The sequence below is a fragment of the Streptomyces neyagawaensis genome, assembly GCF_023516595.1.
GTDB lineage: Bacteria > Actinomycetota > Actinomycetes > Streptomycetales > Streptomycetaceae > Streptomyces > Streptomyces neyagawaensis.
Map to the genome: position 1 here is coordinate 157,406 of NZ_JAMGBG010000043.1, position 24,937 is coordinate 182,342.

Below are 24,937 nucleotides of genomic sequence, written 5' to 3' on the forward strand. Positions count from 1 at the left end.
GGGCCCTCGTCGCGAAGGGCTCAGCGCCGGGCGTGGCGGGGGGTCAGGAGGCCGGCGTCACGGGCTCCGGCGATCAGCCGGAGCGACCTGCGGCGGCTGTGCCCGGTCGCGCACATCACCGCGAGCACCGGGTCGAAGCCCTCCCGTTGCGCGGTGAGGTACTCCACCGCCACCAGCCGCCGCCCCTCCGTGCCCCGTGGCCAGGCGGGCCTGGCCCGGCGGGCGGCCGCGTGCCGGGCGCCCGGCGCGCTGTCCTCGACCGGGTCGGGCAGCATGGTGCCGCACGCCTCGAAGAGCGGGCCCTCGATCCAGTCGGCCAGCTCCGCCAGGTCGTCCAGGGACAGCGGCGGCTGGGCCCGGACGTCCTCCAGGGACAGCCGCCCCCCGGCCACCACGGCGAGGACCTCGACCCGGGCCCCGTCCGGGAAGCTCAGCCGGGCGTTGAACCAGACGGTGGCTCCCCCGCCTTCCTGCACCTCCCACGCGGGCCACACCGAGACCGCACCGTCCTGCCAATGCCGATCAGAAAGGTTGAGAAAGGAAGCTTCGAGCACACACGCAACGTAAGGGAGTGATCACAATCGTTCGGCACAGCCACGCCGAGCGCCCCCTCCCCCGGCGGCCCCCACAGTGCGATCCTGGAGGCATCAGCGATCTCCTCGCGTAAGGAGTTCCGCCGTGCTCCATGTCGCCGTCGTGGGTTCGGGGCCGAGCGGGTGCTACACCGCCCAGAGCCTCGTCCAGCGGGATCCCGACGTCCTGGTCGATGTCCTCGACCGGCTGCCCTGCCCCTACGGACTGGTCCGGTACGGGGTGGCGCCGGACCACGAGAAGATCAAGTCGCTCCAGAACAACCTGCGCACCGTGCTGGAGGACGAGCGGGTGCGCTTCCTCGGCGGGGTCCAGGTGGGGCCCCGGGGTGTGCCGGTGGCGCGGCTGCGGGAGCTGTACCACGCGGTGGTGTACTGCGTGGGCGCCGCCACCGACCGCCGGCTCGGCATCCCGGGCGAGGAACTGCGGGGCAGCTGGTCGGCGACCGAGTTCGTGTCCTGGTACAGCGCGCACCCGGACGCCGTGGCCGACGGTTTCGTCCTCGGTGCCCGTACCGCGGTGGTCATCGGCGTCGGGAACGTGGCCGTGGACGTGACCCGCATGCTGGCGCGCGGCGCGGCCGAACTGAGCCCGACCGACATGCCGCAGTCCGCCCTCGCCTCGCTCGCCTCCAGCCAGGTCTCCCGCATCCACATGGTGGGCCGCCGCGGTCCCTCCGTGGCGCGCTTCACCACCAAGGAGCTGCGCGAGCTGGGCACCCTCCCGGACACCCAGGTCACCGTCAACCCGGTGGAGCTGGAGATGGACCCGGACTACGTCGACCCGTCGGCCCTGCCCGCCGCGCAGCGCCGGAACATCGAGGTCCTGCGCGGCTGGGCCAACGCGCCGGCGCCGAGCGGCCGCCACCGTATCCGGCTGCGGTTCTTCCTGCGCCCGGTCGAGCTCCTCGCCGACGGTGACCGGGTCTGCGGCGTCCGGCTGGAGCGCACCCGGCCGGACGGCCGGGGCGGTCTCGTCGGGACCGGCCGGTACGAGGAGATCGAGGCCCAGCTCGTGCTCCGCTCGGTCGGCTACCGCGGCGTGGCGCTCGACGGGCTCCCCTTCGATCCCGCGCGGGGCACGGTCCCCCATGTCGCGGGCCGGGTCGTGCGGGAGGGCGTGGCCACACCCGGCGAGTACGTGGCCGGATGGATCAAGCGGGGCCCGACCGGGGTGATCGGCACCAACCGCCCCTGTGCGAAGGAGACGGTGACCTCCCTGCTGGAGGACGCCCCCGCGCTCCTGCGCCGCGCGGTCCCGGCGGACCCGCTGGCGGCCCTGCGGGCGGAGGGCGTCCGCCCCGTGGAGTGGTCGGGCTGGCAGGCGATCGAACGGGCGGAGGCGGAACTGGGCGCTTCCCTGGGCCGCGGCGTGGTGAAACTCCCGGACTGGGAGTCCCTGTTGACGGCCGCTCAAGGTGAGGCCCGGGATTAGACGCACGCGGCCGGACCGTGGCCCGCCGCCTCGACATGGATCGGCAACACCGCCGACATCAACAAACTGTTCAAACCTCCTACGGTCTCAAGACGTCCCCCCGCCCGGCCCCACCCTGGAGCGCCCATGACCGACGCCGCGCCCGTCCACCCCGTCGACGCGGTCCCTCCCGTACGTCACCTCGCGGCACTCGGCCTTCAGCATGTCCTCGCGATGTACGCCGGCGCCGTCGCCGTCCCCCTGATCGTCGGCGGCGCGATGCGGCTGCCGCCCGCGGACCTGGCGTATCTGATCACCGCGGACCTCCTGGTGTGCGGTGTCGCGACGCTCATCCAGTGCGTGGGCGTCTGGCGTTTCGGCGTACGGCTGCCGATCATGCAGGGCTGTACGTTCGCGGCCGTGTCCCCGATGGTGCTGATCGGCACGGAGGGGGGCGGGCTCCCCGCCATCTACGGCTCGGTGATCGTGGCCGGCCTGGCGATCATGCTGCTGGCGCCGGTGTTCGGCCGGCTCCTCCGCTTCTTCCCGCCGCTCGTCACGGGAACGGTGATCCTGATCATCGGTCTGTCCCTGCTGCCGGTGGCCGGCAACTGGGCGGCCGGCGGCGTCGGCGCGAAGGACTTCGGCGCGCCGAGGAATCTGGCCCTCGCCGCGTTCGTGCTGCTCGTGGTCCTGGGGGTGCAGCGGTTCGCCCCGGTGTTCCTGAGTCGGATCGCGGTACTGATCGGCATCATGGTCGGCCTCGCCGTCGCCGTGCCCCTCGGGTTCACCGACTTCGGCGGGGTGGGGGACGCCGACTGGCTCGGTGTCAGTACGCCGTTCCACTTCGGGGCGCCCACGTTCGAGGTGCCGGCGATCGTGTCGATGCTGGTGGTGGCCCTGGTGACGATGACCGAGACGACCGGTGACCTGATCGCGGTCGGCGAGATGACCGGGCGGAAGGTGGAGTCGCGCTCCCTCGCCGACGGGCTGCGGGCCGACGGGTTCTCCACGGTCCTCGGCGGGGTCTTCAACACCTTCCCGTACACGGCGTACGCGCAGAACGTGGGTCTCGTCGGCATGACCCGGGTGCGCAGCCGCTGGGTCGTCGCGGCCGCCGGCGGGATCCTCGTGCTGCTGGGGCTGCTGCCGAAGCTGGGTGCGGTGGTGGCCGCGATCCCGGCGCCGGTGCTCGGCGGTGCGGGCCTGGTGATGTTCGGTACGGTCGCCGCGAGCGGGCTGCGCACGCTGGCGCGGGTCGGCTTCCAGGACAACCACAACCTGACGGTGGTGGCCGTGTCGGTGGCCGTCGGCATGCTGCCGGTCGGGGTGCCGACGGTCTACGCGAAGTTCCCCGACTGGTTCCAGACGGTGATGAACAGCGGCATCAGCGCGGGCTGCCTCACGGCGATCGCGCTGAACCTGCTCTTCAACCACCTACCGTCGAGGGCCGGTTCAGCCGTCGCCGAGGTCCCGGACCTGGGCGGCCTGCCGGTCGGCGGCGTCCAGGAGGGCGTCGAGAAGCCCCGGGAAGAGGCCGTCTAGGTCGTCCCGGCGCAGGCCGTTCATCTTGGCGGTGCCCCGGTAGACCTGCCGGATCACCCCGCTCTCGCGCAGCACCCGGAAGTGGTGGGTGGTCGTGGACTTGGTGACCGGCAGGTCGAAGTACGAACAGGAGAGCTCGTCGCCGTCGGCGGCGAGCTCTCGCACGATACGCAGTCGCATGGGGTCGGAGAGCGCGTGCAGCACGGACTCCAGCCGGATCTGAGCGGTCTCCGGATGCGGGAGATCGCGACTGCTGACGGCGGGCGTGGTCACGGCGGCTCCCTTGCGTCGGGCCTTCGGGGAGTTCATTGTACGAGGACCATCGTAGTTTGACATCCGCCGTACTACGATGGCTATCGTACAAGGCATCGAGTCGTACCCGACCCGTGTCGGCATCCCCTGACGATCGGAGTCCGCCGTGAGCGCGCTGTTCGAGCCCTACCGCCTGCGTGAACTGACCATCCCGAACCGGGTGTGGATGCCCCCGATGTGCCAGTACTCTGCCGCGCCGGAGGGGCCCGGGACGGGCGCCCCGGGCGACTGGCACTTCGCGCACTACGCGGCACGCGCCACCGGCGGGACGGGCCTGATCATCGTCGAGGCGACCGCCGTGGCCTCCGAGGGCCGGATCTCCCCGTACGACCTCGGCCTCTGGAACGACACGCAGGTGGAGGCGTTCCGCCGGATCACCGGGTTCCTGCGGACGCAGGGGACGGTGCCCGCGGTGCAACTGGCGCACGCGGGGCGCAAGGCGTCCACCGACCAGCCCTGGCGGGGCGGCGACCCGGTCGGCCCGGACGCGCACGGCTGGCAGCCGGTCGCGCCCAGCGCGGTGCCGTTCGACGAGAAGCACCCGGTGCCGGACGAGCTGACGGTCGAGCAGATCCGGGCCGTCGTCGGGCAGTTCGCGGAGGCGGCCCGCCGTGCGCTCGCCGCCGGTTTCGAGGTCGTCGAGATCCACGGCGCCCACGGCTACCTGATCAACGAGTTCCTGTCCCCGCACTCCAACCGCCGTACCGACGCCTACGGCGGCTCGTACGAGAACCGGATCCGTTTCGCACTCGAGGTGGTGGACGCCGTCCGGGAGGTGTGGCCGCAGGACAAGCCGCTGTTCTTCCGGGTCTCCGCGACCGAGTGGTTGGAGGAGGGCGGCTGGACGGCGGACGACACCGTCCGGCTCGCGGCCGAACTGAAGGCCCACGGCGTGGACCTCCTCGATGTCTCCACCGGCGGCAACGCCTCCGGTGTCCGCATCCCCGTCGGCCCCGGCTACCAGGTTCCGTTCGCCGCCCGCGTCCGGGACGAGGCGGGGCTGCCCGTCGCGGCGGTGGGTCTGATCACCGAGGCCGAGCAGGCCGAGAAGATCCTCGCCAATGGGGAGGCCGACGCCGTGCTGCTGGGCCGTGAGCTGCTGCGCAACCCCTCCTGGGCCCGGCAGACCGCCGGGGAGCTGGGGGGCGAGGTGCACGTTCCCGAGCAGTACCACCGGTCGGTCTGACCTCCGCGCCCCGGCGGACCCCGGATGGTCTCGTCAGGCGGGGCGCGCCCCGGCGGACGGCGGGGTGGGGATCAGGCGGGGCTCGGCTCGGCCGAGGTTCGGAGCCCGGGTCGCAACAACCGCTGGACCGTCCGCTCCAGGTCGGGCAGGGTCCGCTGGCCTGCCACCGCGAGAGCGATCGCGGCGGCGACGCCCGCCCAGGCGAGCGGGCCGAGCGGGGTGCAGCCGAAGAAGTGGCTGGCGCCCGGGATCTGGACGAGGACGACGAGGGCCGCGGCGGAGCCGAGGGCCGTGGTGCGGACCAGCGGGCTGTGCCTGCGGTCGGCGAGGGTCTGGGCCAGCTGGGTGCCGACCACTCCGCACAGGGCCATCGTCGTGGAGCGGCGCGCGGTGCCCGGCGTGAAGCGGCCGGCCAGCCAGGCAAGGGTGGCGCCCAGGCAGGTGGTCAGGGCGCGGTGGCGGATCTGGCGCATGAGGGGCGCGCCGAGGAGGTCGGTGCCGAGCGGCTCCGGGCCCGGGGCGGCACCCTCGGTGTCGCCGCCGTTCGTGGCGCCCGGCTCCTCCTTGGGGGTGACCGCCACCGCCATCGCGGGGAACAGGTCCGTGAACAGGTTCACCAGCAGCATCTGGCGGGTGGAGAGCGGGGCCCGTCCGGCGAGCACCGTGCCGAGGATGCCGAAGCCGATCTCGCCCGCGTTGCCGCCGATCAGGATGGCGATGGCGTCGGTGACGCTGTGCCACAGGGAGCGGCCCTCGGTGACCGCCTCGATCAGCACCGACAGGTCCTCGTCGGTCAGGACCAGGTCGGCCGCGTTCCGGGCGGCGGCGGAGCCGCGGGCCTGGATGCCCACGCCGATGTCGGCGGCGCGGATGGCCGCGGCGTCGTTGGCGCCGTCGCCGACCATCCCGACCACCCGGCCCGCGTCCCGCAGCGCCTCCACGACCTGGAGCTTCTGCTCGGGAGCGACCCGCGCCACGACACCCGCGTCCCGCAGCATCCTCGACCGTACGGACCGGTCGGCGGAGGCGAGTTCGTCGCCCGTGACGACGGTCGTGTCCTCGGGCCAGCCGAGTTCGGCGGCGATCGCCCGGGCGGTCTGCGGGTGGTCGCCGGTCAGCATGACCGGTCGTACGCCCGCCTCGCGCAGCCCGCGCACCAGGTCGGTGGACGTCTCGCGCGGGACGTCGGCAAGCGCGAGCAGGCCGGTGAACTCCAGGTCGTCCAGCGGTTCTTCGAGGGCGGCGGACGGTTCCTCGTCCGCGCGCAGCGGGCGTTCGGCGACCGCGAGGACGCGCAGACCGTCGCGGGCGAGGGACTGCGCGGTTCCGGACGCGTGGTCGGGGAGGCCGGGGCAGGCGGGCAGGACCGTCTCCGGGGCGCCCTTGACCACCAGGACGGGGGTGCCGTCCGCCGCTGTGCCGACGGCCGCGGCGTAGCCGCGGGCCGCCTCGAAGGGCCGGCCCTCGGTCTGCTCCCACTCCGGGTCGGGGCCGGCCGCGTCCAGCACCGCCTCGTCGGTGGCGTGCACCGGGCGGGTCGAGCCGCCGTTCAGACGGGGGCAGGCGCGGGCGGCGACACGCAGGGTGCGGGCCGTGCCGTCGGCGGCGGTGTCCTTGAGGGTGCGGACCGTGCCGTCGGCCTCGCCGACCCGGACCAGGTGGAGGCGGTTCTCGGTGAGGGTGCCCGTCTTGTCGAAGCAGACGGTGTCCATGCGGCCCAGCGCCTCCAGGGTGCGCGGGGTGCGCACGAGGACGCCGCGGCGGCTCAGCCTACGGGCCGCCGACAGCTGTGCCACCGTGGCGACCAGTGGCAGCCCCTCGGGGACGGCGGCCACGGCCACCGCGACGCCGCCGCTCACCGCCTCCCGGATGGGCGTGCCGCGCAGCAGCGACAGACCCGTCACCGCGGCGCCGCCGGCGAGGGTCAACGGCAGCGCCTTGCGGGTGAGTTCATGGATCTTGGCCTGGACACCGGCGGACGGGGGTGTGCGCGCGGCCAGGGCCACGGCACGCGCGGCCTCGGTGCGGTCACCGGTTCCCACGACGACTGCCCTGGCCTGGCCCGCCACCACGGTGGTGCCCTCGAAGACCATGCAGCTCCGGTCGGCGACAGGCGCGCGGGGTGTCGGGGCCGTCTGCTTGTCCACCGGCAGGGACTCCCCGGTGAGCGCCGACTCGTCCACCTCCAGACCGTCCTCCCACAGCAGCCGGGCGTCGGCGGGCACGACGTCGTCCGCCTTCAGTTCGATCACATCGCCGGGGTCGAGCACGGCGGCGTCCACGGTCTCGGCCTCCGCCGAAGCGTCCTCGGCCGGCGGGCCCGTCGGCTCCTCCGGGTCCCGGGGCGTGACGCGGGCCTTCCGCTGCTGGTCGGCGAGCAGTCCCGACAGCGCCCGCTCGGCGCGCAGCCGTTGCAGACCGCCGACCAGGGCGTTCAGATCGAGCGCGCCGAAGACGAGGAGGGCGTCCACGACCGAGCCGAGGATCGCGGAGGCCGCCGAGCCGACCGCCAGCACCGGGGTGAGCGGATCGTCCAGCTCGCCCCGCACCGCCCGGGCCAGGTCCAGGGTCCAGCGCACGGGGGCGGCGGCGGGCGTGTGGCCCACCGTGTCGGCCACCTCGTGCAGCCGCCCGGCGGCCTGCTCGACCACCGTGGTGTCCGCCTCCTCGTCGGCCGCGTGGTCGAGCCGGTCGAGGACGTCGTCCGGGGGCAGCGCGTGCCAGGCCGTGCGCGGCTGGGGGTGCGGCGCCCGGGCCAGGGCCACGCCGAGGGCGCCACGTACGCCGCTGAGCAGGGCCGTCGCGGCGGCGACGTCCACGGGGACGTGGCGCAGTCCGGGCAGGCGAGCGCGTCGGCGCGCCCCCTCGGCCTCGCCGACGGCCACGAGCAGCCCGGACAGGGCGGCGCCGGACCGGGCGAGGGTCTGCGACCGCTGGCCCACCGCACGGGCCGCCGGTACGGCGGTCAGCAGTCGCCACACGTCGGCGAGACCGCCCAGGGCGAGAACGTCCGCGCTCCAGACGACGGCGGAGTCCCCGTCCGCGAGGGCGACGGCCACGTCCCCACTGAGCAGACCGTCCAGGACGGCCATGCCTTCCGGCGCGGGGGTCGTGGTGTGCCGGGCGCCGCCGTACTCGTCCCGTGCGCGGACCCCGTCGTCCCGCCCGCCCGTGCCCTCGTCCGGCACATGGGCGTCGCCGGGCGCGCTCGGGGTGTCGTCGTCCCGCGCGTTCGTGGAGTCGTCCCGTACGTGGGTGTTCTCGACGCCCGTCTCGGGGTCGGTGGAGGGGAAGCGGGCGACGGTCAGGACGGTGGCGCCCTCGTCGCGCAGGCCCCGCACCACCTCGCGCAGGGGGCGGTCGCCGGTCACGACCTGGTCGGCGAGGTTCGTGAAGTCGCGCAGCGCCGGGTCGTCCACCATGACGACGGCGAGTCCGGCCCGGCGGGCCGCGTCGAGCACGGTCTCGGCCCAGGGGTCCGCGCCCGCGCCGGGGCTCCTCAGCGCGCTGGGGTGCAGTACGACGGTGTCGACGGTTTCCAGCCGCCGCAGCCGTTCGGGGTCGCGGACCAGCACGCCGGTGCGGGCGAGGGCCGCGCTGAGGACGTAGTGGAAGGCGGCGGGGCCGTAGCGGGCGGCCTTGGGCGAGCCCGCGAGGACGGCCTCCGCGGCCTCCTTGCCGTCGTGCTTGACGAGCAGGGTCGCCGCGGCGCCCAGCACACTCCCGGTGGAGGCGTGGGAGGCGTACTCCTGGGCGGGGGTGGACCGCAGGGGCGGCCGTACGGAGGGGCGCGGGGGCAGGCCGACCCGCCGCGGGGTGCAGACCTGGTCGTGGACGGTGTCGAAGGCGGTCGCGCGGGCCAGGGTGTCCCCCAGCTGGCAGGTGCGCAGCGCTCCGTCGAGCAGCAGGGCGATCGGGCTCTGGCCCGCGGCGTGGACGGCGGCGTTGGCCGTCGCCAGCAGCACGTCCATACGGGACGGGCCGAGCCGGTCGCGCAGGAAGGCGCGGAAGCGGGGGTTCTCGCGCAGCAGCGTCGCCACCGCCGTGACCACGCGCGGTGAGCGCGGCAGCCGCAGGAAGGAGCCGGCCAGGGCGACACCGGTGCCGAGGGTGTCGGCGGCGAGGGCCGTCGCGGCGGCCCGGGTGCCGGCCGGGTCGCCGGGGTGGGCGTATCCCTCGACGTCCTCGTCGGCGAGGGACAGCCCGTGCCGGGCGGCGAGTGCGACCGCCTCGTCCACGACCGTGTCGCCGAGGGCCTCCTCGGCGGCGGACACCACGAGACGTGCCAGGCCCCGGTCCCAGTAGGCGAGCGCCACGTCCGGCCGCTCGGCCAGTGCGGCGGCCACCTTGCGGGCCGCGTGTTCCATCCCTCCCTCGCGGTGAACCCGTTCGGGTGTCTCGGGCCGCAGCGCGAGATGGGCCCGCGCGCCGGAGCGCCAGGGGCGCGCACCACCCGGCAGCGCGCTGCGGGCGACGCGTGCGACGTGCGCGGCGCTGTCCGCGCCCCGGACGCCCGCCCGTGCCGTTCCGGCCACCGCTCCCGCGGCCAGACCGACCGCGGGTCCGGCTCCTCGGGCGAGGAGCCGGGGCCCGGCCAGCGCGAGCCCGGTGGCGGCGGCCGTCGGACGTGTCAGCAGTCCGAGTCCTCCGGCGCGCCCCCGCTCAGCCTGTGCATCACCCCACCGGCCACCAGGTGCCATGGCTCTCCCTCACCTCACGCGTGACGCCCTTCCGGGGGAGCCGGGTTCCCGCGAATCGGCTCGTCATCCATGCTTCCGGGGTGGATGGGGCGCAGTACGGCGCGTGGGCTCGCGGAGGCGCTCGGTCATGGCGTGCGGACGTGTATGGGGGCGCGTCCGGGGGTGCGTCTGGGGGCGCTGGAGTCGTGTACGGTCCGCCTCACCGCTGCCGGAGCAGCCGGGACGGGACCACATCGGCGAGGACGCGGTAGCCCTCCGGGTTCAGGTGGAGCCAGTCGCCGTCGTGGAGGGTCGGCTGGAGCCGGCTCGGGTTCTGCGGGTCGCGGACGACACGGTCGAAGTCGAGGACGGCGTCGAAGCGGCCGCTGGTGCGGATCCAGGTGTTGACCGCCTGCCGTGCGTCCTCGCGGTGCCCGCCGGCGTCGTCGTAGAGCGTGTTGCCGTCGAACGGGAGCAGGGTCGCGCCGTACACACGGATGCCCTGGGCGTGGGCGCGGACGATGATCTGGTCGTAGGCGGCGACGAGGTCGGCGGTGACGCGCTGTTGGGCGGCGGGGGTGGCCTCGGCCGTTCCGATGTCGTTGATGCCCTCGAAGACGATCAGCTGTTCGACAGCGCTGTGGGCCAGGATGTCGCGGTCCAGTCGGGCCAGCGCGTTGGGGCCGAGGCCGTCGTTGAGGACGCGGTTGCCGCCGGCGGCCTGGTTCACCACGGCGATGCCCCGGGTGGCGGGCTTCTGCTGAAGTCGGTCGAAGAGCTGGTCGGGCCAGCGGTTGTTGCCGTTGGTGGTGGAGCCGCGGCCGTCGGTGAGCGAGTCGCCGAGGACGGCGACGGCGGTGGTGGCGGGCCGGGAGAGGACCTCGACGTCGCTGAGCAGATACCAGTGGTTGGTGGGGGTGGCGCCGGGGAGGTCCTCGTCGCGGGTGCGGTCGCCGTGCTGGAGGTAGGAGGTGGTGCGGGAGCCGGGGTGCGAAGTGAGGGCGAGGGACGCCTGGCCCTCGACCAGGTACGTGGTCACGGTGAGGTTGGAGCCGGGCCGCACCGTGAAGTCCAGCGGGTCGGAGACGACCTGGGCGCCGATCGGCACGGTCGTGGCGTCCCGGCCGCCGAACGTCACCGTCCGGGTGGTGCCGGGCTCGATGGCGCCGACCCCGGCCTGCCCGCCCTTGGGGAGGGCGACGGTGACCGCCGTCAGCGGCAGCGCGGTGCCGCCGAAGGCGTTGGAGAAGCGCAGCCGGACGCGGTCGCCGCCGGTGGTGACGCGCACGGTCTGGCGGAGGGTGGTGTCGACGAGCACCGCCCGGTCGCCGGTGAACGGCGCCGGCGGCATGTTGTGCGCCTCGGTGAGCTGCGGCATCGCCGACCAGGTGTTGACCCAGTGCCGGGCGGCCGTGGCCGTGTCACCGGCGGCGGCACCGGCGGTGCCCTGCGGGCTCCTGACGAGCGCCACCACGGCGGAGGACGTCACGACGAGGGCCAGCGCGAGGACGCAGGCGGCGACGAGAGGGGCGAGCGACACACGGCTCGACGGTTTGGACGACTGGGACGGCTGCACGGGCGATGCCTTTCTCCGGGACAGGGCTCTGCTGGAAGGGCTCGGGGGTGCGGGATCGTCGGCGGCTGAGGGTGCGGGTGCGGGTTCGTCGGCGGGTGCGGGTGCGTCGGCGACTGCGGGTGCGTTGTGGCTTGTCGCGCAGTTCCCCGCGCCCCTGAAACGGCCGGGGCTGCGCCCCGCGCCGTACGTGAGGGGCCTCGACGCCAAGGCGCGCGGGGTCCGGGCGCGCACCCGGTCGGTGCGCGCCCGGCAGTGGGTGCGCGCCCGGCGGTGGGTGCGCGCCCGGCGGTGGGTGGGCGGGAGACAGGTCGGCGGGTCAGGCGCGGCTCGTCCCGTGGAGGGCCCGGCAGGTGGGTGCGGCACTGTTGCCGGAGCGGTCGGCCCGCGTGCCGGCGTCGACGCCCGGCTCGATCACGCGACCGGCCCCGGCGCCCCGCGCGAGCGCGCGCCCAGCCCCGGCGCCCGGCGCCATCACGTGACCGGCACCCCGCGCGGACGCGTGGTCGCGGGTGGCGTCGGTCGCGATCACGCGCCCGCGCGGGGCTCTACGGGGCGCCCCAGCCGGTGACGGTCCGCCGGTCAACCCTCTCCCGCCGCGGCCGGTCGAGGGCCGGGGGCACGATTCACTGGCCGGTGATGCCGAAGAAGGTCAGGACGCGCTGGCCCATGCCCCAGGCGTACACGTTGTGGCCGACGCCCTGCATGCTGATGCCCTCGACGGGGGCCCGGTCACCGGTGCCGCCGTAGCGGGTGCGGGTCCAGCCGTTCTGGGGTGAGTCGGTGGAGCTCGGTGTCTGGCCGACGCCGCGCACATTGGTCCACTGCTTGATCTCCTCCCCGAAGTTCGGGTACCGCAGCACGTCGTCCTGGGTGCCGTGCCACAGCTGCATCCGCGGCCGGGGGCCGTTGTAGCCGGGGTAGGCGCCGCGGACCAGATCGCCCCACGCCTGCGGGGACCGGATGATCCTTCCGCCCGCGCACTCGCTGTTCCACTCCGAGCCGTTGGTGGTGGCGAAACAGGCGAACGGGACACCCGCGAAGGCGGCACCCGCGGCGAACACGTCCGGGTAGACGCCGAGCAGGACGTTGGTCATCATCGCGCCGGAGGAGATGCCGGTGGCGAAGATCCTGCTGGTGTCGGCGTTGTAGGTGCGGACCGTCCAGTCGACCATCGACTTGATGCCGACGGGGTCGCTGCCGCCGCCCCGGCGCAGCGCCTGCGGCGAGGCGACGTCGAAGCACTTGCTGCTGCGGGTGACGGACGGGTACACCACGATGAAGCCGTAGCGGTCGGCGAGCGAGGCGTACTCGGTGCCGCTGTACATGGCGGGCCCGGAGCCGGTGCAGTAGTGAACGGCCACGACGACCGCCGGTTTCCTGGCGACGTTGTTCGGCACGTACAGGTACATCTGGAGGTTGCTCGGGTTCTGCCCGAAACCGGTGATCTGGGTGAGCGCCGCGCGGGGCGCCGCCTCGGCCTTCGCGTCCCGGGCGGCGCCCGCGTCCGGAGCGGCCTGCGCGAGCGACGGCGGCTCGGGGGGCGGCGCGGCCGAGGCCGCCGGGGCGGTGAGGAACGTGGCCGCGAGTAACGGCGCCAGGGCGGCGAACAGCGCGACGAGGGCTTTGCGGAGCGGTCGGCGCGCGGTTCGGTGGGGGGTTCGGGGCACGTCGTTGTCCCTTCAACGGGCCGGGAGGGAAGCGTCCGCCGAGCATCGTGACATGCACATGGCCGCCCTGGAAGCGCTCCCACACATCGAAAGAATTCGCTCCCTGCGCACCATCGGAGCGCATGCGCCGGACCCGCCGACCAGGACGCCCGCTTCACCTGGGACGCCCCATGGTCTTTTGCGCGAAGCGTTGACTAGAAAGCGCTTGCCCCCTACGTTCCGTTCAGCAGTGTGAACCGGCCGCCATTACCCGGCTGGAGCGGACGAGGGGCGCCTGGACCCCATCTGCCGGCACCCAAGCATTTCCCGGAGCGTCGAGTCCCCCAGCTCGACCACCCAAGCCGCCCTTGGCGATCAACATGACGCACGACGTTCATATACATGGCCCATCAGTTCCTGGCTGAAGGGACGCACCCGCATGCGTACCGTCCCCCACATACACACGCGCGAAGATCCTTCTCGATGGCCGCGGTGATCGCCCTGCCGCGGCCGGCGGGGGCCGCGGAGAGCCCGCCGATCGGCTACGGCGCCGGGACCACCGGCGGTGGCCGCGCGTCGCCGGTCACCGTCTCGACCCTGGCGGCCTTCAAGAGCGCCGTCGCCGGTGACACGGCGAAGGTCGTCCGCGTCAGCGGCCTGACACCGCTCAGCGGCCAGGCCGGCATCGGCTCCCACACGACGGTCCTGGGTGTGGGTTCGCCCTCCGGTTTCACCGGGGGCGGCCTGCGGATCAAGGAGGAGACCGACGTCGTCGTCCGCAACCTGAACATCAGCAAGCCCGTCGCACCCTCGGACGGGATCACGGTCCAGGAGTCGAGGAGGGCGTGGATCGACCACAACTCCTTCTCCGCCGACCGCGATCACGACAAGGACCACTACGACGGCCTGCTGGACATCAACCACGGCTCGGACGACGTGACGGTGTCCTGGAACACCTTCAAGAACCACTTCAAGGGCTCACTCGTCGGCCACAGCGACAACAACACCTACGAGGACACCGGCCACTTGAAGGTGACGTACCACCACAACCACTTCGGCGACGTCCACTCGCGCATCCCCAGCCTGCGCTTCGGCACCGGGCACTTCTACAACAACTACGTGGACGGCGCCGAGACCGCCTGCCACTCGCGCATGGGCGCCCAGATGCTCGTGGAGAACAACGTCTTCCGCGACACGAAGGCCGCCGTCACCACGAACCGCAGCAGTGACGTGGACGGCTACGCCCATCTGCGCGACAACGACCTCGGTGGGGCCGCCACCGAGATCTCCCGGACGGGGACGTTCGCCTCCCCGCCGTACCACTACACCGCGGAACCCGCCTCGTCCGTCGTCGCCTCGGTGACGTCGGGCGCGGGCACCGGAAAGCTCTGAAACCCCCATCCACTCGGAGACAGAAGGAATCGGGACATGACTTCTGCGGCACGTACGCGCGCCCGCACGCGCGCGCTGACCGGGACGATGGCCGCGCTCGGCCTTTCGTTTGGCATGACCATGACTAGCGGCGCCACTCCGGCGAGCGCCGCGACCTGGCCGTCGGCAGCCGGCAACCAGCCGGTGTCCTCCACCATCTCGGTGTCCGGTGTCCGCGACGGCGGCATGAAGCGCTACTACGGCAGCGGCGATCTGGCCGGAGACGGCCAGGAGGAAGGTCAGGACCCGATCTTCAAGCTCGCGGCCGGCGCGACGCTGAAGAACGTCATCATCGGCGCTCCCGGCGCCGACGGCATTCACTGCGAGGGCAACTGCACCCTGCAGAACGTGTGGTGGGAGGACGTCGGCGAGGACGCGGCGACCTTCCGCGGCGGCTCCACCTACACGGTGACCGGCGGCGGGGCCAGAAAGGCCGCGGACAAGGTGTTCCAGCACAACGGACCGGGGACCCTGAACATCTCCGACTTCGCCGTCAGCGAGTTCAAGACGCTGTACCGCTCCTGCGGCGACTGCTCCACGCAGTACACCCGCAAGGTGAACCTCAACAACATCGAGGTCACCGGAACGGGTTCCACCGCCCGGCTCGTCGGCATCAACGTCAACCGCGGCGACGTGGCGACCCTGCGCAGGATCACCATCCTCAACGACAGCGGCCGCAAGGTCGTGCCCTGCCAGAAGTACAACAACAACACGGCCGTCGGTACGGGCCCCGACAGCACCAACTGCCTGTACTCAAGCTCGGACATCACCTACAGGTGAGGCCGCTCGTCACCCACCGGTGAGTCCGCTCCCCGCGGCCGGACGGAGTCTCCCCCCACGGGCCTCGTCCGGCCGCCCGGTGCGGGCAGCGGGCGCCGGTGCGGGCAGCGGACACCGGTGCGGGCAGGGGCGCCCTCACCAGATCTTGCGCTCCCACAGGGGGGCGATGCGCTCCCACTCCTCGTCCCACTGGTCCATCCTGCGCCGCTCCAGACGGCCGCGGACGAGCCTGCCGCCCGCGAAGGGCACGGCCGCCACGAAGATTCCCGCCAGCCCCCCGACCAGGCCGGCCCGCAGCCGCGCCTGGGCCTCCCCGGCGGGCTCGGTCACCAGCCGGCCCAGGGCATCCGTCCAGACGGTGACCGGCGTGCCCACGACGTCGGCCGGGTCGACCCGGGCCTGCCCCTCGCGCACGGAGCCGTCCGGCGCCGCCCAGCGCACCTTCGCCCACACCTTCTCGGCCCCCGCGCCACTGTCGGCGCCCGGCTCCGGCGCGTCCTCGACGAGCCGGGCCTCGACGGGCCGCCACTCCTCGCGCTGCCGAGCCAGACCGGACTCGACGGAGTCCGCGGACAGCAGCCCCGCGACCAGGCCGCCACCCACGGTGAGAACCCAGGCGACGAGCACGACCCAGGACTCCAGCCGGTCACCGCGCCGTTTGAGCGGGTTCCGCCGCCAGCGCCACAGCCACACCTTCGGACCACGGAATGCCACCATCGGGGGCACCCTCCCTCACGCACACAGGACTGCCGGACCGCACTCCCATACGGCGGCGGCCCCGCCCCTGCTCATGCGACGTGGGTCACCCCGCCCGCCGCATGGCTCGATCCGACCCCTTCCCCACCCGTCACATGCCGTCCGACCTGCGGCGATGACGTCTCAGGGGGTGACTGTCAGTGGCTGGGTGCAGACTGGCCCGTGACTGAGACGACGATGTCCAGGGAGGTGGCCGGGATGGCCGAGGTACTGCTCACCGTAGGCACGCGCAAGGGCCTGTTCATCGGGCGGCGGCGAGGCGGCGCCTGGGAGTTCGACGACAGCCCGTACTTCAACGCGCAGGCCGTCTACGCGGTCGCCATCGACACCCGCGGGGACACGCCCCGCCTGCTCGTCGGGGGCGACAGCGCGCACTGGGGCCCCTCCGTGTTCCACTCCGACGACCTCGGGCGCACCTGGACGGAACCGGCCCGTCCGGCCGTGAAGTTCCCCAAGGACACGGGCGCCTCCCTGGAGCGGGTGTGGCAGCTGCACCCGTCGGCCGCCGAACCGGACGTGGTGTACGCGGGCACGGAGCCGGCCGCGCTGTACCGCTCGGAGGACCGCGGCGAGACCTTCGAGCTGGTGCGGCCGCTGTGGGAGCACCCGACCCGCGACAAGTGGCAGCCGGGCGGGGGCGGCGAGGGGCTGCACACCATCCTCACCGACCGGCGCGACCCGCGCGCCACGACCGTCGCCGTCTCCGCCGCCGGGGTGTTCCGCACCGAGGACGGCGGCGCGAGCTGGTCGCCGTCCAACTCCGGGGTCTCCGCGGTGTTCCTGCCGGACCCCGACCCGGAGTTCGGCCAGTGCGTGCACAAGGTCACGCGGGACGCGGCGACCCCGGACCGGCTGTATCTGCAGAACCACTGGGGCGTGTACCGCAGCGACGACGGCGGCGCGCACTGGACGGACATCGGCGAGGGGCTGCCCTCCACGTTCGGGTTCGCCGCCGTGGCCCACCCGCACCGCGGGGACACCGCCTACGTGTTCCCCATCAACGCGGACGCTGACCGGGTCCCCGCCGACCGCCGCTGCCGGGTCTTCCGCACGGCGGACGCAGGCCGGAGCTGGGAACCGCTGTCCAGCGGCCTGCCGACGGACGACCACTACGGCACGGTGCTGCGCGACGCGATGTGCACGGACGACGCGGACCCGGCGGGCGTCTACTTCGGCAACCGCAACGGCGAGGTGTACGCCTCGGCGGACGACGGGGACAGCTGGCGCCAGTTGGCGTCCCATCTGCCGGACGTGCTGTGCGTACGGGCGGCGGTGATCAGCTGACGGCCCACGGGCCGACGGGGGAAGCGGATCGTCCATGACATGGTCCATGAAGTGGTCCATGACGCCATCCATCACGCCATCCGTGTCGCCATGCATCTCGCCGTCCATGTCGCCATGCATCTCGCCGTCCAGGGTTCTGGCATCGTCGTCCAGGCCCGCGTACCGGACCCCAAGTCGGCCCGAAACGCGTGCGGTTCGGCATCGAAACGGTCAGCACCGGTCGCACCGCGACCGGTGGTTGATCGTCGGCGCGGTCGCGGCAGTAGGGTGACGCCGTGGCACCACGACCGTTGCATGAAATCGTCGAATCGGGCTGGGCGAAGGCGCTGGAGCCCGTGGCCGGACAGATCGCCAGGATGGGCGACTTCCTGCGCGCGGAGATCTCCGCGGGACGCACCTACCTCCCGGCCGGACCGAACGTCCTGCGCGCCTTCCAGCAGCCCTTCGACGACGTCCGCGTCCTCATCGTCGGCCAGGACCCGTACCCGACGCCGGGGCACGCGGTGGGCCTGTCCTTCTCGGTGGCCCCGGAGGTACGGCCCCTGCCGGGCAGCCTGATCAACATCTACCGGGAGCTCGGCAACGACCTGGGGCTGCCGCCGCCGGCCAATGGCGATCTGACGCCCTGGACACGGCAGGGCGTCCTGCTGCTCAACAGGGCGCTCACCACCGCCCCGCGCAAGCCGGCGGCCCACCGCGGGAAGGGCTGGGAGGAGGTCACCGAGCAGGCGATACGGGCGCTGGCCGCGCGCGGGCGCCCCCTGGTGTCGATCCTGTGGGGCCGCGACGCCCGCAACCTCCGCCCCCTGCTGGGCGATCTGCCGTCCATCGAGTCCGCCCACCCCTCCCCCATGTCGGCCGACCGCGGCTTCTTCGGCTCCCGTCCCTTCAGCCGCGCCAACGACCTGCTCACCCGTCAGGGCGGTACTCCCGTGGACTGGCGTCTGCCATGACGGCCGCCGGGGCGCCGCCCGGGGAGCGGCCGGAACCGGTGTCCGCCTCGGCGGGCGGCGGGGAGGGCCCCGTCGTCCTCGCTGTGGACTCGGGTGGGTCCGGGCTGCGGGTGGCGCTCGCCGTCGGTGGCACCGTCGTCAGGGAGCCGCTCGCCTCCGGGGAGCCGGTGCGCACCGGGACCTCGGGCATCGACGCGGGGCATCTGCTGGAGCTGGTGCTGCCCAGGGCACGGCAGTTGCTCGCGGGCGCGGGGCGGGAGCGTCCCGAGGCGGTCGCCGTCGGGGCGGCCGGGTTCGCGACGCTCGGGGAGCGGTTGCGGGCCGAGTTGCCGTCCGCGTTCGCGCGTGAACTGGGCGTCCGGCGGACGGCGCTGGTGGCCGACGCCGTCACGGCGTACACCGGCGCGCTGGGGGCGCGGCCCGGTGCCGTGATCGCCGCCGGTACGGGGCTGATCGCGATCGGCACCGATCTGCGGACCTGGCGGCGGGCGGACGGCTGGGGCCACCTCCTCGGGGACTGCGGTGGCGGGGCGTGGATCGGGCGGGCAGGGCTGGAGGCGGCGCTGCGGGCCCATGACGGGCGCGGCGGCGGCTCGGAGGCGCTCCTGGGGCGCCTTGAGGGCGTGTTCGGCCCACCGGACAGGCTGCCCGGGCAGCTCTACCCCCGGCCCGACCGTCCGGCGGTGCTGGCCTCCTTCGCGCCCGAGGTGGCCGCCTGCGCGGGCGAGGACCCGGTGGCGGCGGACATCCTGCGCGCCGCGGCCCGGCACATGGCCGACGCCGCGGCCGCCGTCTGCCCGGCGTCGGGCGAACCGTTGGTCGCGCTGACCGGCGGCCTGTTCAAGCTGGGCGGCCCTCTCCTCGTACCGCTGGAGGAGGAGTTGGCACAGCGGCTGCCACGGGCCCGGAGGGTGCCCACGGAGGGCGATCCACTGCACGGCGCCGTACGGATCGCAACCGATCTGGCCACCGGCGACCTCCGATTGCCGTACGACGATCGACTGTTGTACACAGTGGCCGAAAAGTAGTACCTGAAATACGGACCAAAGACAGCCTGTCGGACAAGCACCACTGTGGGCCGTCAAGAGCACTGCTTGGCAGATAAATGCGGTATCGACCGGCCTGATCGACCCGTAACTCATCAGACAAATCAGGACGGATACCGCTCACCTGCACCCTCCCCGAACAGGGGAACCCCGGAAACAAGTAACATGCGGCGCCATGAGCTCCCCCACTGGGCCCGCGTCCGGCCTGCCAGTACGAATGCCGCGACCCCGCCAGCCCGGCCGGCACCGCCGACCGGAACCCCTGGCGGCTCCCGAGGGCGCGCCCGCGCTGCTCCTCGCGGTGCCGGGCACGCCCAGCGCCGCCACGCGCAGCCTCGCCGAGGAGGTCGTGAGCATCGCGCGCTCCGAGCTGCCCGGCCTCGACGCCCGTATCGGTTACGTCGACGGCGGCGGCGACGAGTTCCCCACGCTCCAGTCGGTGCTCACGGGCGCCGCCGAGGAGCGCACCGCCCGCTACGAGCAGGCGCGCGCCGCCGGTCTCGACGTCAAGGAGCCGGACGGTCCCGTCGCCGTCGTCGTGCCCCTGCTGGCCGGTCCGGACAACGCGACGCTGCGCCAGGTCCGCCAGGCGGTCATGGAGAGCCGGATCGCGGCCGAGCTGACCGATGTCCTCGGCCCGCACCCGCTGCTCGCCGAGGCGTTGCACGTGCGGCTGTCGGAGGCGGGTCTGGCGCGTGCCGACCGTGCCCGGCTGTTCACCGTCGCCACCGCCGCGGACGGCATCATCCTCGCCTCCGTGGGCGGCGACGAGGCGGTGCAGGCGGCCGGCATCACGGGCATGCTGCTGGCCGCGCGGCTCGCGGTGCCGGTGATGGCCGCCGCGCTCGACCAGGAGGGCTCGATCAGCTCCGTGGCCGAGCAGCTGCGCTCCTCCGGTTCCCAGCAGCTCGCGCTCGCGCCGTACCTGATAGGGCCGGAGATCGACGCCACCCTCATCGCGGACGCCGCGGCGGAGGCGGGGTGCTCGGCCGCCGAGGCGCTCGGCCCGTACCCGGCGATCGGCAAGCTGGCGCTCGGCAAGTACACGACGGCGCTGGGTATCGCCCCGCCGCAGCAGCAGGGCATGCCGGTCCGCTGACCCCGGCCGCGCCCGGTCCGTCTCGACCCGTACGGCCGAGGGCCCGCTCCTCTCGCAGGAGCGGGCCCTCGGCCGTACGCGTGCCCGGGGAGCCGCGCCCGCCTGGCGCGGGCCGCCGTCAGGCGTTCAGGACCACGCACGAGGCGGCGGGCACCTCGACGGAGCCGGCGAGGGCCGGGACGCCGGTGTCCGGGTCGACCGTGAACCAGGTGACGTCCCCGGAGTGCTGGTTGGCGACGTAGAGCGTGCCCGACGCGTAGGTGAGGGCGCGGGGCCAGCGGCCGCCGCAGGGGACGGTGGTGACCAGGCGCAGGGAGGGCCCCTCGACGGCGAGCACGGACAGGACGTCCGCGCCTCGGGTCGCCGTCCACACATGGCGACCGTCGGGCGACACCACGATGCCCGAGGGGTACGCGTCACCGTCCGGGGCGGCCGGGAGCACCGGGACCTCCTCCAGGGGCTCCAGAGGGCCGTCCAGGGCGTTCCAGCGGCACACGGTGACGGTCGGGGTGAGTTCGTTCAGCACGAGGACGTACACGCCGTCCGGTGCGGTCGGTGAGGACGGGTCCGCTACGCCGGTGGGGGCGAGGGCGAGGTGGCGCGGACCGGAGCCCGGCCGCAGCCGGGTCTCGGAGCGCACGTCGGGCACTCCGTCCTCCAGGGCGCAGACCCGCACCGTGTCGGTGCCGAGGTCGACGGAGAGGAACCGGTCGCCGGCCGGGGTCGGCACCACCTGGTGGGCGTGCGGGCGCCGCCCGCCGTCCGGGTGGGGGCCCACGCCGGGGTGGCGGAGGGTGCCGGAGGCGGTGGGGGCGAGGGTGCCGTCGGGGAGCAGCGGGACGGCGGTGACGCCGCCGGCGGTGTGGTCGGCGGTCAGGACGTGGCCGTCGAGGAGGCACAGGTGGGTGGGGCCGGCGCCGACCGGGACGGGCGGGCCGGTCAGGGCGGGCTTGTCGTCCGTCACCCGGTAGGCGGCGAGCGCGCCGTCGGCGTTCTCGCTGACCGCGTAGAGCGTCTCGCCGTCCGCGGAGAGGGCGAGGTAGGACGGGTCGGGGACGTCGGCGGCGGCGTCTCCGACGAGGGTCAGGGCGCCACTGTCCTCGTCCACGGCGGCGACGAGGACGCCGGGGCCTCCCTCCGTCGTGAACGAGCCGATGTACGCGCGGCGCTCCCGCTTCCCGTGTGCTGCTGCCACTGCCGTCCCCTCCCGGTGGTGTTCGGTGCGGGTGAGGGTAGCAGCAGGTCTAGACCATCAGCAGGGTGCGTGTGGTCGTCGTCCGTCGCGCGGTGGAGCGCGGTGGAGCGCCGCGGGTCAGGAGCCGGCAAGCCTGGAGCCCGGGGTCCTGCCGAGCGGCAGGGCCAGGTCGGACAGGGTCCGCTCCAGGTTGTGCAGGTGGACCAGGGGGGTGCCGGGCTCCGGCTGGTGCGGGGCCTCCTGACCGGTGAGGTGCTGCGGCCAGGCCGGGGGCCGCGTCTCGTGGACGGTGAGGGCCTCCACCGCGGCCTTCACCCGCCAGCAGGCGGCCACGAGGGACGCCTCGTGGGCGGCCGGCGGTTCGGCGGTGGACGACACCAGGGCGTGGACCTCGTTCACGCAGTCGTCGAGGAGGCGCAGGGCCTGGCGGGCGCGCGCCTTGCGGCCATGGAACGGGTTCAGCGGATGCACCAGCGGGGCAAGGGCGACACGGGCCCGCCCGAACAGCGCCTCCAGTTCGGCGGCGTGCGGGGCCGGGTCGGCCTCGGGGTCGCCCTCCAGCCGGGCGGCCGTCTCGGTCGCGGCGGCGTGCACGCAGTGCAGGGCCCGCAGGATCCAGGCGTCGTTCGTCGCGTGGGTGGTGACCGGCAGGACGAGGACGACAGCGAGCATGGCGCAGCCCGCCCCGACCCCCGTCTCGACGAGCCGGAGCGCGAGCAACTGGGCGTCCAGGACACCCAGGAGGCCGTAGAGGAGGCTGGCCATGACGGTGACCGCCAGCATCATCCAGGAGTACGACACGGCCGCCGTGTAGAAGATCCCGAAGACGCAGAGGGCGACGAGGGCGGCCGACGCCACGGGCGCCCCGTCGAGCGGGACGGCCACGAGGAGACCGACGGCGACGCCGATCACGGTCCCGAGGACGCGACGGAAACCGCGGACCAGGGTCTCGCCCCGGGACGTCGTGTTGACGAAGATCCACCAGGCGGTGCCGACGGCCCAGTACCAGCGGTCCTCGGAGAAGCCCTGGCCGACGACCAGCGCGACCGCGCAGGCGGCCGCGGCCTGGAACGCCTGCCGGGTGGTGGGGCGGTCCAGGCCCGTGCGGGGCGCCTCGGCGGGGGGCGCGACCGGCGGGGCTCCGCGTTCGATGGGCCACAGGACGAAGCGCACGGCCCCGGCGATCAGCAGCGCGAGGGTCATGGCGGCGTAGAGCCCGGGCAGTTGCGCGGGGACGGCGTGCAGGAACTGTGTGATGAAGAAGCTCATGAAGGCGAAGATGCCGAGCGCCTGACCGCGTGCTCCCCAGCGGCGGGCGTAGACCCCGCAGAAGACGGTGGCGACGAATGCCATGTCGCGGGCGGCCGTGAGGTCGTGCAGCGTGGTGGCGAACGCCAGGACCGGGAATCCGGCCAGGGGCAGCAGGGCGGTGGTGATCCGCTGGGCACGGACCGTGCCGTCGGTGACGGTGAAGAGGGCGAGGAGCGCGGCGAGGCCCCCCGTGATCGACGCGGGGAGCGGGAAGCCGCTCAGCTCGGAGACGGCCACCGCGGCGCCCACGCCGATGACGGCGCGGACGGAGTTCCGCAGCCGCAGACGCCCCGGATCAGGCGCTGTGAACATCCTCTTCATGGCCGTGTACCGCCCCCTTGCACTGGTGCGTGCCCCGTCCGCGGCGTGCTGGGTCTCAGCGGGCGGCGGGCACAGCGAAGGCGCCGCGCTCCGGGTCCGGCCTCGTCGCCGTCCGGCACTGCGCGGCGCCGAAACTACGTGGATAGAACAAGAGATAAGCACCCTTGGCCCCAATGGCTCAACACGGAGGTCCGTGGGTGAGCCATTGGCCCAGGCGACGAGAGGCGAGGCGGGCCCCTGGTGGGCCATCGGATCAGGCGTCGGTCGAACGGCCTTCCCGCCCCTCCCCGCGGCCCGTCCGGCTTGCCGCGAGGCGGCGCCACAGTGAGGGGCGCGAGGGCCGTTGATACCGTTTCCATGATCGTCGAATGGCGCAGGGAGGTCGACGGATCATGGCCGTGGACGAACTCGACACCCGGATCCTGCGATTGCTCCTGGAGCAGCCGCGGACGAGTGTGCGGGAGTACGCCCGGGTGCTCGGTGTCGCGCGGGGGACGCTCCAGGCGCGGCTCGACCGGCTGGAGCGGGACGGTGTGATCACCGGGACGGCGCCGTCGCTCTCCCCCGCCGCGCTCGGTCATCCGGTGCTGGCCTTCGTGCACATCGAGGTGACGCAGGGGCACCTCGACGAGGTGGGGGACGCGCTGGCGGCCGTACCGGAGATCATCGAGGCGTTCTCCATCACGGGCGGCGGCGATCTGCTGACCCGGGTCGTGGCCCGGGACAACGCACACCTGGAGGACGTGATCCAGTCGCTGATCAGCCTGCCCGGCGTGGTGCGCACCCGCACGGAGGTCGCGCTGCGGGAGCGGGTGCCGTACCGGCTGCTGCCCCTGGTGGAGTCGGTCGGCCGGGCCGCCGGCACCTGACCGCGGAGCGGCCGGTGACCGCCGGCCCCCCGGCCGCTGACATCCTGGAACGCATGGGCACTCTCGGCGACACGGCGGTCGTCCTCGATCTCGACGGAACGCTCGTGGACAGCGAGCCGAACTACTACGAGGCCGCGCGTGAGTTGCTGGCCGCGCACGGGGCTCCCGGCTACACCTGGGAGGACAACGAGGCGTACGTGGGCATCAGCACCTGGGAGACGCTGGGTCTGTGGAAGGAGCGGTACGGCATCGCCGCGCCGCTCACCGAACTCGTCGACGAGCTGGACCGCCGGTATCTGGAGCGGGCCCGCGTCTCCACCCCGGTGTTCCCGGAGATGCGGACGTTCGTGGAACTGCTGGCGGCCGAGGGGGTGCCGATGGCCGTGGCCTCCGGGTCGTCGCGGGCGGCGATCGAGGCGATCCTCGCGGGGACGGGCCTCGACGTGTATCCGCGGGTCGTGGTGTCGGCCGAGGAGGTCGCCCGCGGCAAGCCCGCGCCGGACCTCTTGTGTCGTGATCGGTGACGCGGCGCCGGGCGCGGCGGCCGCCCACGCCGCCGGGATGCGCTGCGTCGCGGTCCCGTACGTCCCCGCCCAGGCCGACGCCCCGCCCTTCGCTACGGCGGGTCTTCTGGTGCGGGGCGGCCAGGCCGGGTTCACAGCGCGGGAGGCGTTGGCCTGGATCGCGGTCCGTTGAGGCGAGGGCGCGTCCGGGGTGGGGGGTGGGGGTGCGTTGGTGGGTGGGGGCTGGTCGCGCCCACGCGGCGGCGCCGCATATGTCACCGCCCCGCGCCCCTGAAGGGAACGGGCCTGCGGGCCGCCCTTCATCCTGAAAAGCCTGGGGCGCGCAGCCCCCGGCTTTTCAGGGGCGCGGGGAACTGCGCGAGAAACCACACACCACCCGCACCCGCCAAACCACACACACCCGAGCTATTAGGCGCCCGG

19 protein-coding genes and 1 pseudogene are annotated in these 24,937 nt (G+C 73.8%); 11 read left to right on the plus strand and 9 right to left on the minus strand.

All coding sequences use genetic code 11. From position 1 onward, the window contains the following. Nucleotides 1–20: 20 nt before the first annotated feature. Entirely contained in the window at nucleotides 21–554 is a 534-nt protein-coding gene (locus tag M8J73_RS20185) for a DUF6214 family protein (protein WP_055541615.1), read from the minus strand. 124 nt (nucleotides 555–678) lie between these two features. Between M8J73_RS20185 and M8J73_RS20190 the strand changes: the two genes are divergently transcribed. Further along, a complete protein-coding gene (locus M8J73_RS20190) occupies nucleotides 679–2,025 on the plus strand; it encodes an FAD-dependent oxidoreductase (protein WP_249828891.1) in 1,347 nt (448 codons plus the stop codon). Between the two features lie 126 nt (nucleotides 2,026–2,151). After that, a complete protein-coding gene (locus M8J73_RS20195; protein ID WP_249828892.1) occupies nucleotides 2,152–3,549 on the plus strand; it encodes a nucleobase:cation symporter-2 family protein in 1,398 nt (465 codons plus the stop codon). Here the strand turns inward: M8J73_RS20195 and M8J73_RS20200 are convergent. Then, a complete protein-coding gene (locus tag M8J73_RS20200; protein ID WP_249828893.1) occupies nucleotides 3,460–3,822 on the minus strand; it encodes an ArsR/SmtB family transcription factor in 363 nt (120 codons plus the stop codon). The genes M8J73_RS20195 and M8J73_RS20200 overlap by 90 nt on opposite strands. A 145-nt stretch (nucleotides 3,823–3,967) precedes the next feature. Here M8J73_RS20200 and M8J73_RS20205 point away from each other — a divergent pair, with 145 nt between their 5' ends. Beyond that, on the plus strand, nucleotides 3,968–5,047 hold the full coding sequence (locus M8J73_RS20205; protein WP_055540520.1) for an NADH:flavin oxidoreductase/NADH oxidase: 1,080 nt from the start codon (nucleotides 3,968–3,970) through the stop codon (nucleotides 5,045–5,047). Between the two features lie 71 nt (nucleotides 5,048–5,118). Here the strand turns inward: M8J73_RS20205 and M8J73_RS20210 are convergent, their stop codons facing one another. The 4 genes from M8J73_RS20210 to M8J73_RS20225 all read right to left on the minus strand — a co-directional run bounded on the left by M8J73_RS20210 (nucleotide 5,119) and on the right by M8J73_RS20225 (nucleotide 12,969). Next, nucleotides 5,119–9,747 carry a cation-translocating P-type ATPase gene (locus tag M8J73_RS20210; protein WP_249828894.1) on the minus strand — a complete coding sequence of 1,543 codons (4,629 nt, stop codon included), beginning with the start codon at nucleotides 9,745–9,747 and terminating at the stop codon, nucleotides 5,119–5,121. A gap of 199 nt (nucleotides 9,748–9,946) precedes the next feature. Further along, nucleotides 9,947–11,266, minus strand: coding sequence for an SGNH/GDSL hydrolase family protein (locus M8J73_RS20215; RefSeq protein WP_079055303.1), 1,320 nt, complete (start codon nucleotides 11,264–11,266; stop codon nucleotides 9,947–9,949). Between the two features lie 352 nt (nucleotides 11,267–11,618). Beyond that, the gene (locus M8J73_RS20220) at nucleotides 11,619–11,831 is read right to left on the minus strand and encodes a hypothetical protein (protein ID WP_249828895.1); all 213 of its coding nucleotides are present in this window, start codon (nucleotides 11,829–11,831) and stop codon (nucleotides 11,619–11,621) included. Nucleotides 11,832–11,925: 94 nt separating this feature from the next. Then, a complete protein-coding gene (locus M8J73_RS20225; RefSeq protein WP_372503982.1) occupies nucleotides 11,926–12,969 on the minus strand; it encodes an extracellular catalytic domain type 1 short-chain-length polyhydroxyalkanoate depolymerase in 1,044 nt (347 codons plus the stop codon). Between the two features lie 462 nt (nucleotides 12,970–13,431). Here M8J73_RS20225 and M8J73_RS20230 point away from each other — a divergent pair, with 462 nt between their 5' ends. After that, nucleotides 13,432–14,340: a pectate lyase family protein gene (locus tag M8J73_RS20230; RefSeq protein ID WP_055541653.1), complete on the plus strand. Its 909-nt coding sequence runs from the start codon at nucleotides 13,432–13,434 to the stop codon at nucleotides 14,338–14,340. Between the two features lie 36 nt (nucleotides 14,341–14,376). Continuing rightward, the gene (locus M8J73_RS20235; protein ID WP_055541652.1) at nucleotides 14,377–15,159 is read left to right on the plus strand and encodes a pectate lyase; all 783 of its coding nucleotides are present in this window, start codon (nucleotides 14,377–14,379) and stop codon (nucleotides 15,157–15,159) included. Nucleotides 15,160–15,294: 135 nt separating this feature from the next. Here M8J73_RS20235 and M8J73_RS20240 read toward each other — a convergent pair whose 3' ends face one another. After that, nucleotides 15,295–15,876: an Rv1733c family protein gene (locus M8J73_RS20240; RefSeq protein ID WP_055541651.1), complete on the minus strand. Its 582-nt coding sequence runs from the start codon at nucleotides 15,874–15,876 to the stop codon at nucleotides 15,295–15,297. 237 nt (nucleotides 15,877–16,113) lie between these two features. Between M8J73_RS20240 and M8J73_RS20245 the strand changes: the two genes are divergently transcribed. The 4 genes from M8J73_RS20245 (at nucleotide 16,114) to M8J73_RS20260 (ending at nucleotide 20,297) form a co-directional block, all read left to right on the plus strand. Next, the gene (locus M8J73_RS20245; RefSeq protein WP_055541655.1) at nucleotides 16,114–17,199 is read left to right on the plus strand and encodes a WD40/YVTN/BNR-like repeat-containing protein; all 1,086 of its coding nucleotides are present in this window, start codon (nucleotides 16,114–16,116) and stop codon (nucleotides 17,197–17,199) included. Between the two features lie 275 nt (nucleotides 17,200–17,474). Further along, complete coding sequence (locus M8J73_RS20250) at nucleotides 17,475–18,152, plus strand: uracil-DNA glycosylase (RefSeq protein WP_249828896.1); 678 nt, start codon at nucleotides 17,475–17,477, stop codon at nucleotides 18,150–18,152. Continuing rightward, nucleotides 18,149–19,180: an N-acetylglucosamine kinase gene (locus M8J73_RS20255; protein WP_249828897.1), complete on the plus strand. Its 1,032-nt coding sequence runs from the start codon at nucleotides 18,149–18,151 to the stop codon at nucleotides 19,178–19,180. Before M8J73_RS20250 ends, M8J73_RS20255 begins: the two co-directional genes overlap by 4 nt. Before the next feature lie 193 nt (nucleotides 19,181–19,373). Then, nucleotides 19,374–20,297, plus strand: coding sequence for a sirohydrochlorin chelatase (locus M8J73_RS20260; RefSeq protein WP_249828898.1), 924 nt, complete (start codon nucleotides 19,374–19,376; stop codon nucleotides 20,295–20,297). Nucleotides 20,298–20,415: 118 nt separating this feature from the next. On the opposite strand, the gene M8J73_RS20265 is transcribed toward M8J73_RS20260, so the two are convergent. Continuing rightward, nucleotides 20,416–21,492: a lactonase family protein gene (locus M8J73_RS20265; protein WP_249828899.1), complete on the minus strand. Its 1,077-nt coding sequence runs from the start codon at nucleotides 21,490–21,492 to the stop codon at nucleotides 20,416–20,418. Nucleotides 21,493–21,609: 117 nt separating this feature from the next. After that, complete coding sequence (locus M8J73_RS20270) at nucleotides 21,610–23,115, minus strand: FUSC family protein (RefSeq protein WP_249828900.1); 1,506 nt, start codon at nucleotides 23,113–23,115, stop codon at nucleotides 21,610–21,612. Between the two features lie 401 nt (nucleotides 23,116–23,516). On the opposite strand from M8J73_RS20270, the gene M8J73_RS20275 reads away from it, so the two are divergent. Together M8J73_RS20275 and M8J73_RS20280 are read left to right on the plus strand one after the other, a co-directional pair. Beyond that, nucleotides 23,517–23,993 (plus strand): Lrp/AsnC family transcriptional regulator, encoded by a 477-nt coding sequence (locus M8J73_RS20275; RefSeq protein WP_055542116.1) that lies wholly within the window; start codon nucleotides 23,517–23,519, stop codon nucleotides 23,991–23,993. A 53-nt stretch (nucleotides 23,994–24,046) separates the two neighbouring features. Beyond that, a pseudogene (locus M8J73_RS20280) lies at nucleotides 24,047–24,689 on the plus strand (HAD family hydrolase). Nucleotides 24,690–24,937 lie beyond the last annotated feature (248 nt).

Excerpts from the sequence above, each read along its gene's own strand:
- M8J73_RS20245 (WP_055541655.1), top strand. The coding sequence starts at position 16,114 with ATGGCCGAGGTACTGCTCACCGTAGGCACGCGCAAGGGCCTGTTCATC.
- M8J73_RS20270 (WP_249828900.1), bottom strand. The coding sequence starts at position 23,115 with ATGTTCACAGCGCCTGATCCGGGGCGTCTGCGGCTGCGGAACTCCGTC.
- M8J73_RS20240 (WP_055541651.1), bottom strand. The coding sequence starts at position 15,876 with ATGGTGGCATTCCGTGGTCCGAAGGTGTGGCTGTGGCGCTGGCGGCGG.
- M8J73_RS20255 (WP_249828897.1), top strand. The coding sequence starts at position 18,149 with ATGACGGCCGCCGGGGCGCCGCCCGGGGAGCGGCCGGAACCGGTGTCC.
- M8J73_RS20275 (WP_055542116.1), top strand. The coding sequence starts at position 23,517 with ATGGCCGTGGACGAACTCGACACCCGGATCCTGCGATTGCTCCTGGAG.
- M8J73_RS20195 (WP_249828892.1), top strand. The coding sequence starts at position 2,152 with ATGACCGACGCCGCGCCCGTCCACCCCGTCGACGCGGTCCCTCCCGTA.
- M8J73_RS20230 (WP_055541653.1), top strand. The coding sequence starts at position 13,432 with ATGGCCGCGGTGATCGCCCTGCCGCGGCCGGCGGGGGCCGCGGAGAGC.
- M8J73_RS20235 (WP_055541652.1), top strand. The coding sequence starts at position 14,377 with ATGACTTCTGCGGCACGTACGCGCGCCCGCACGCGCGCGCTGACCGGG.
- M8J73_RS20210 (WP_249828894.1), bottom strand. The coding sequence starts at position 9,747 with ATGGCACCTGGTGGCCGGTGGGGTGATGCACAGGCTGAGCGGGGGCGC.
- M8J73_RS20260 (WP_249828898.1), top strand. The coding sequence starts at position 19,374 with ATGAGCTCCCCCACTGGGCCCGCGTCCGGCCTGCCAGTACGAATGCCG.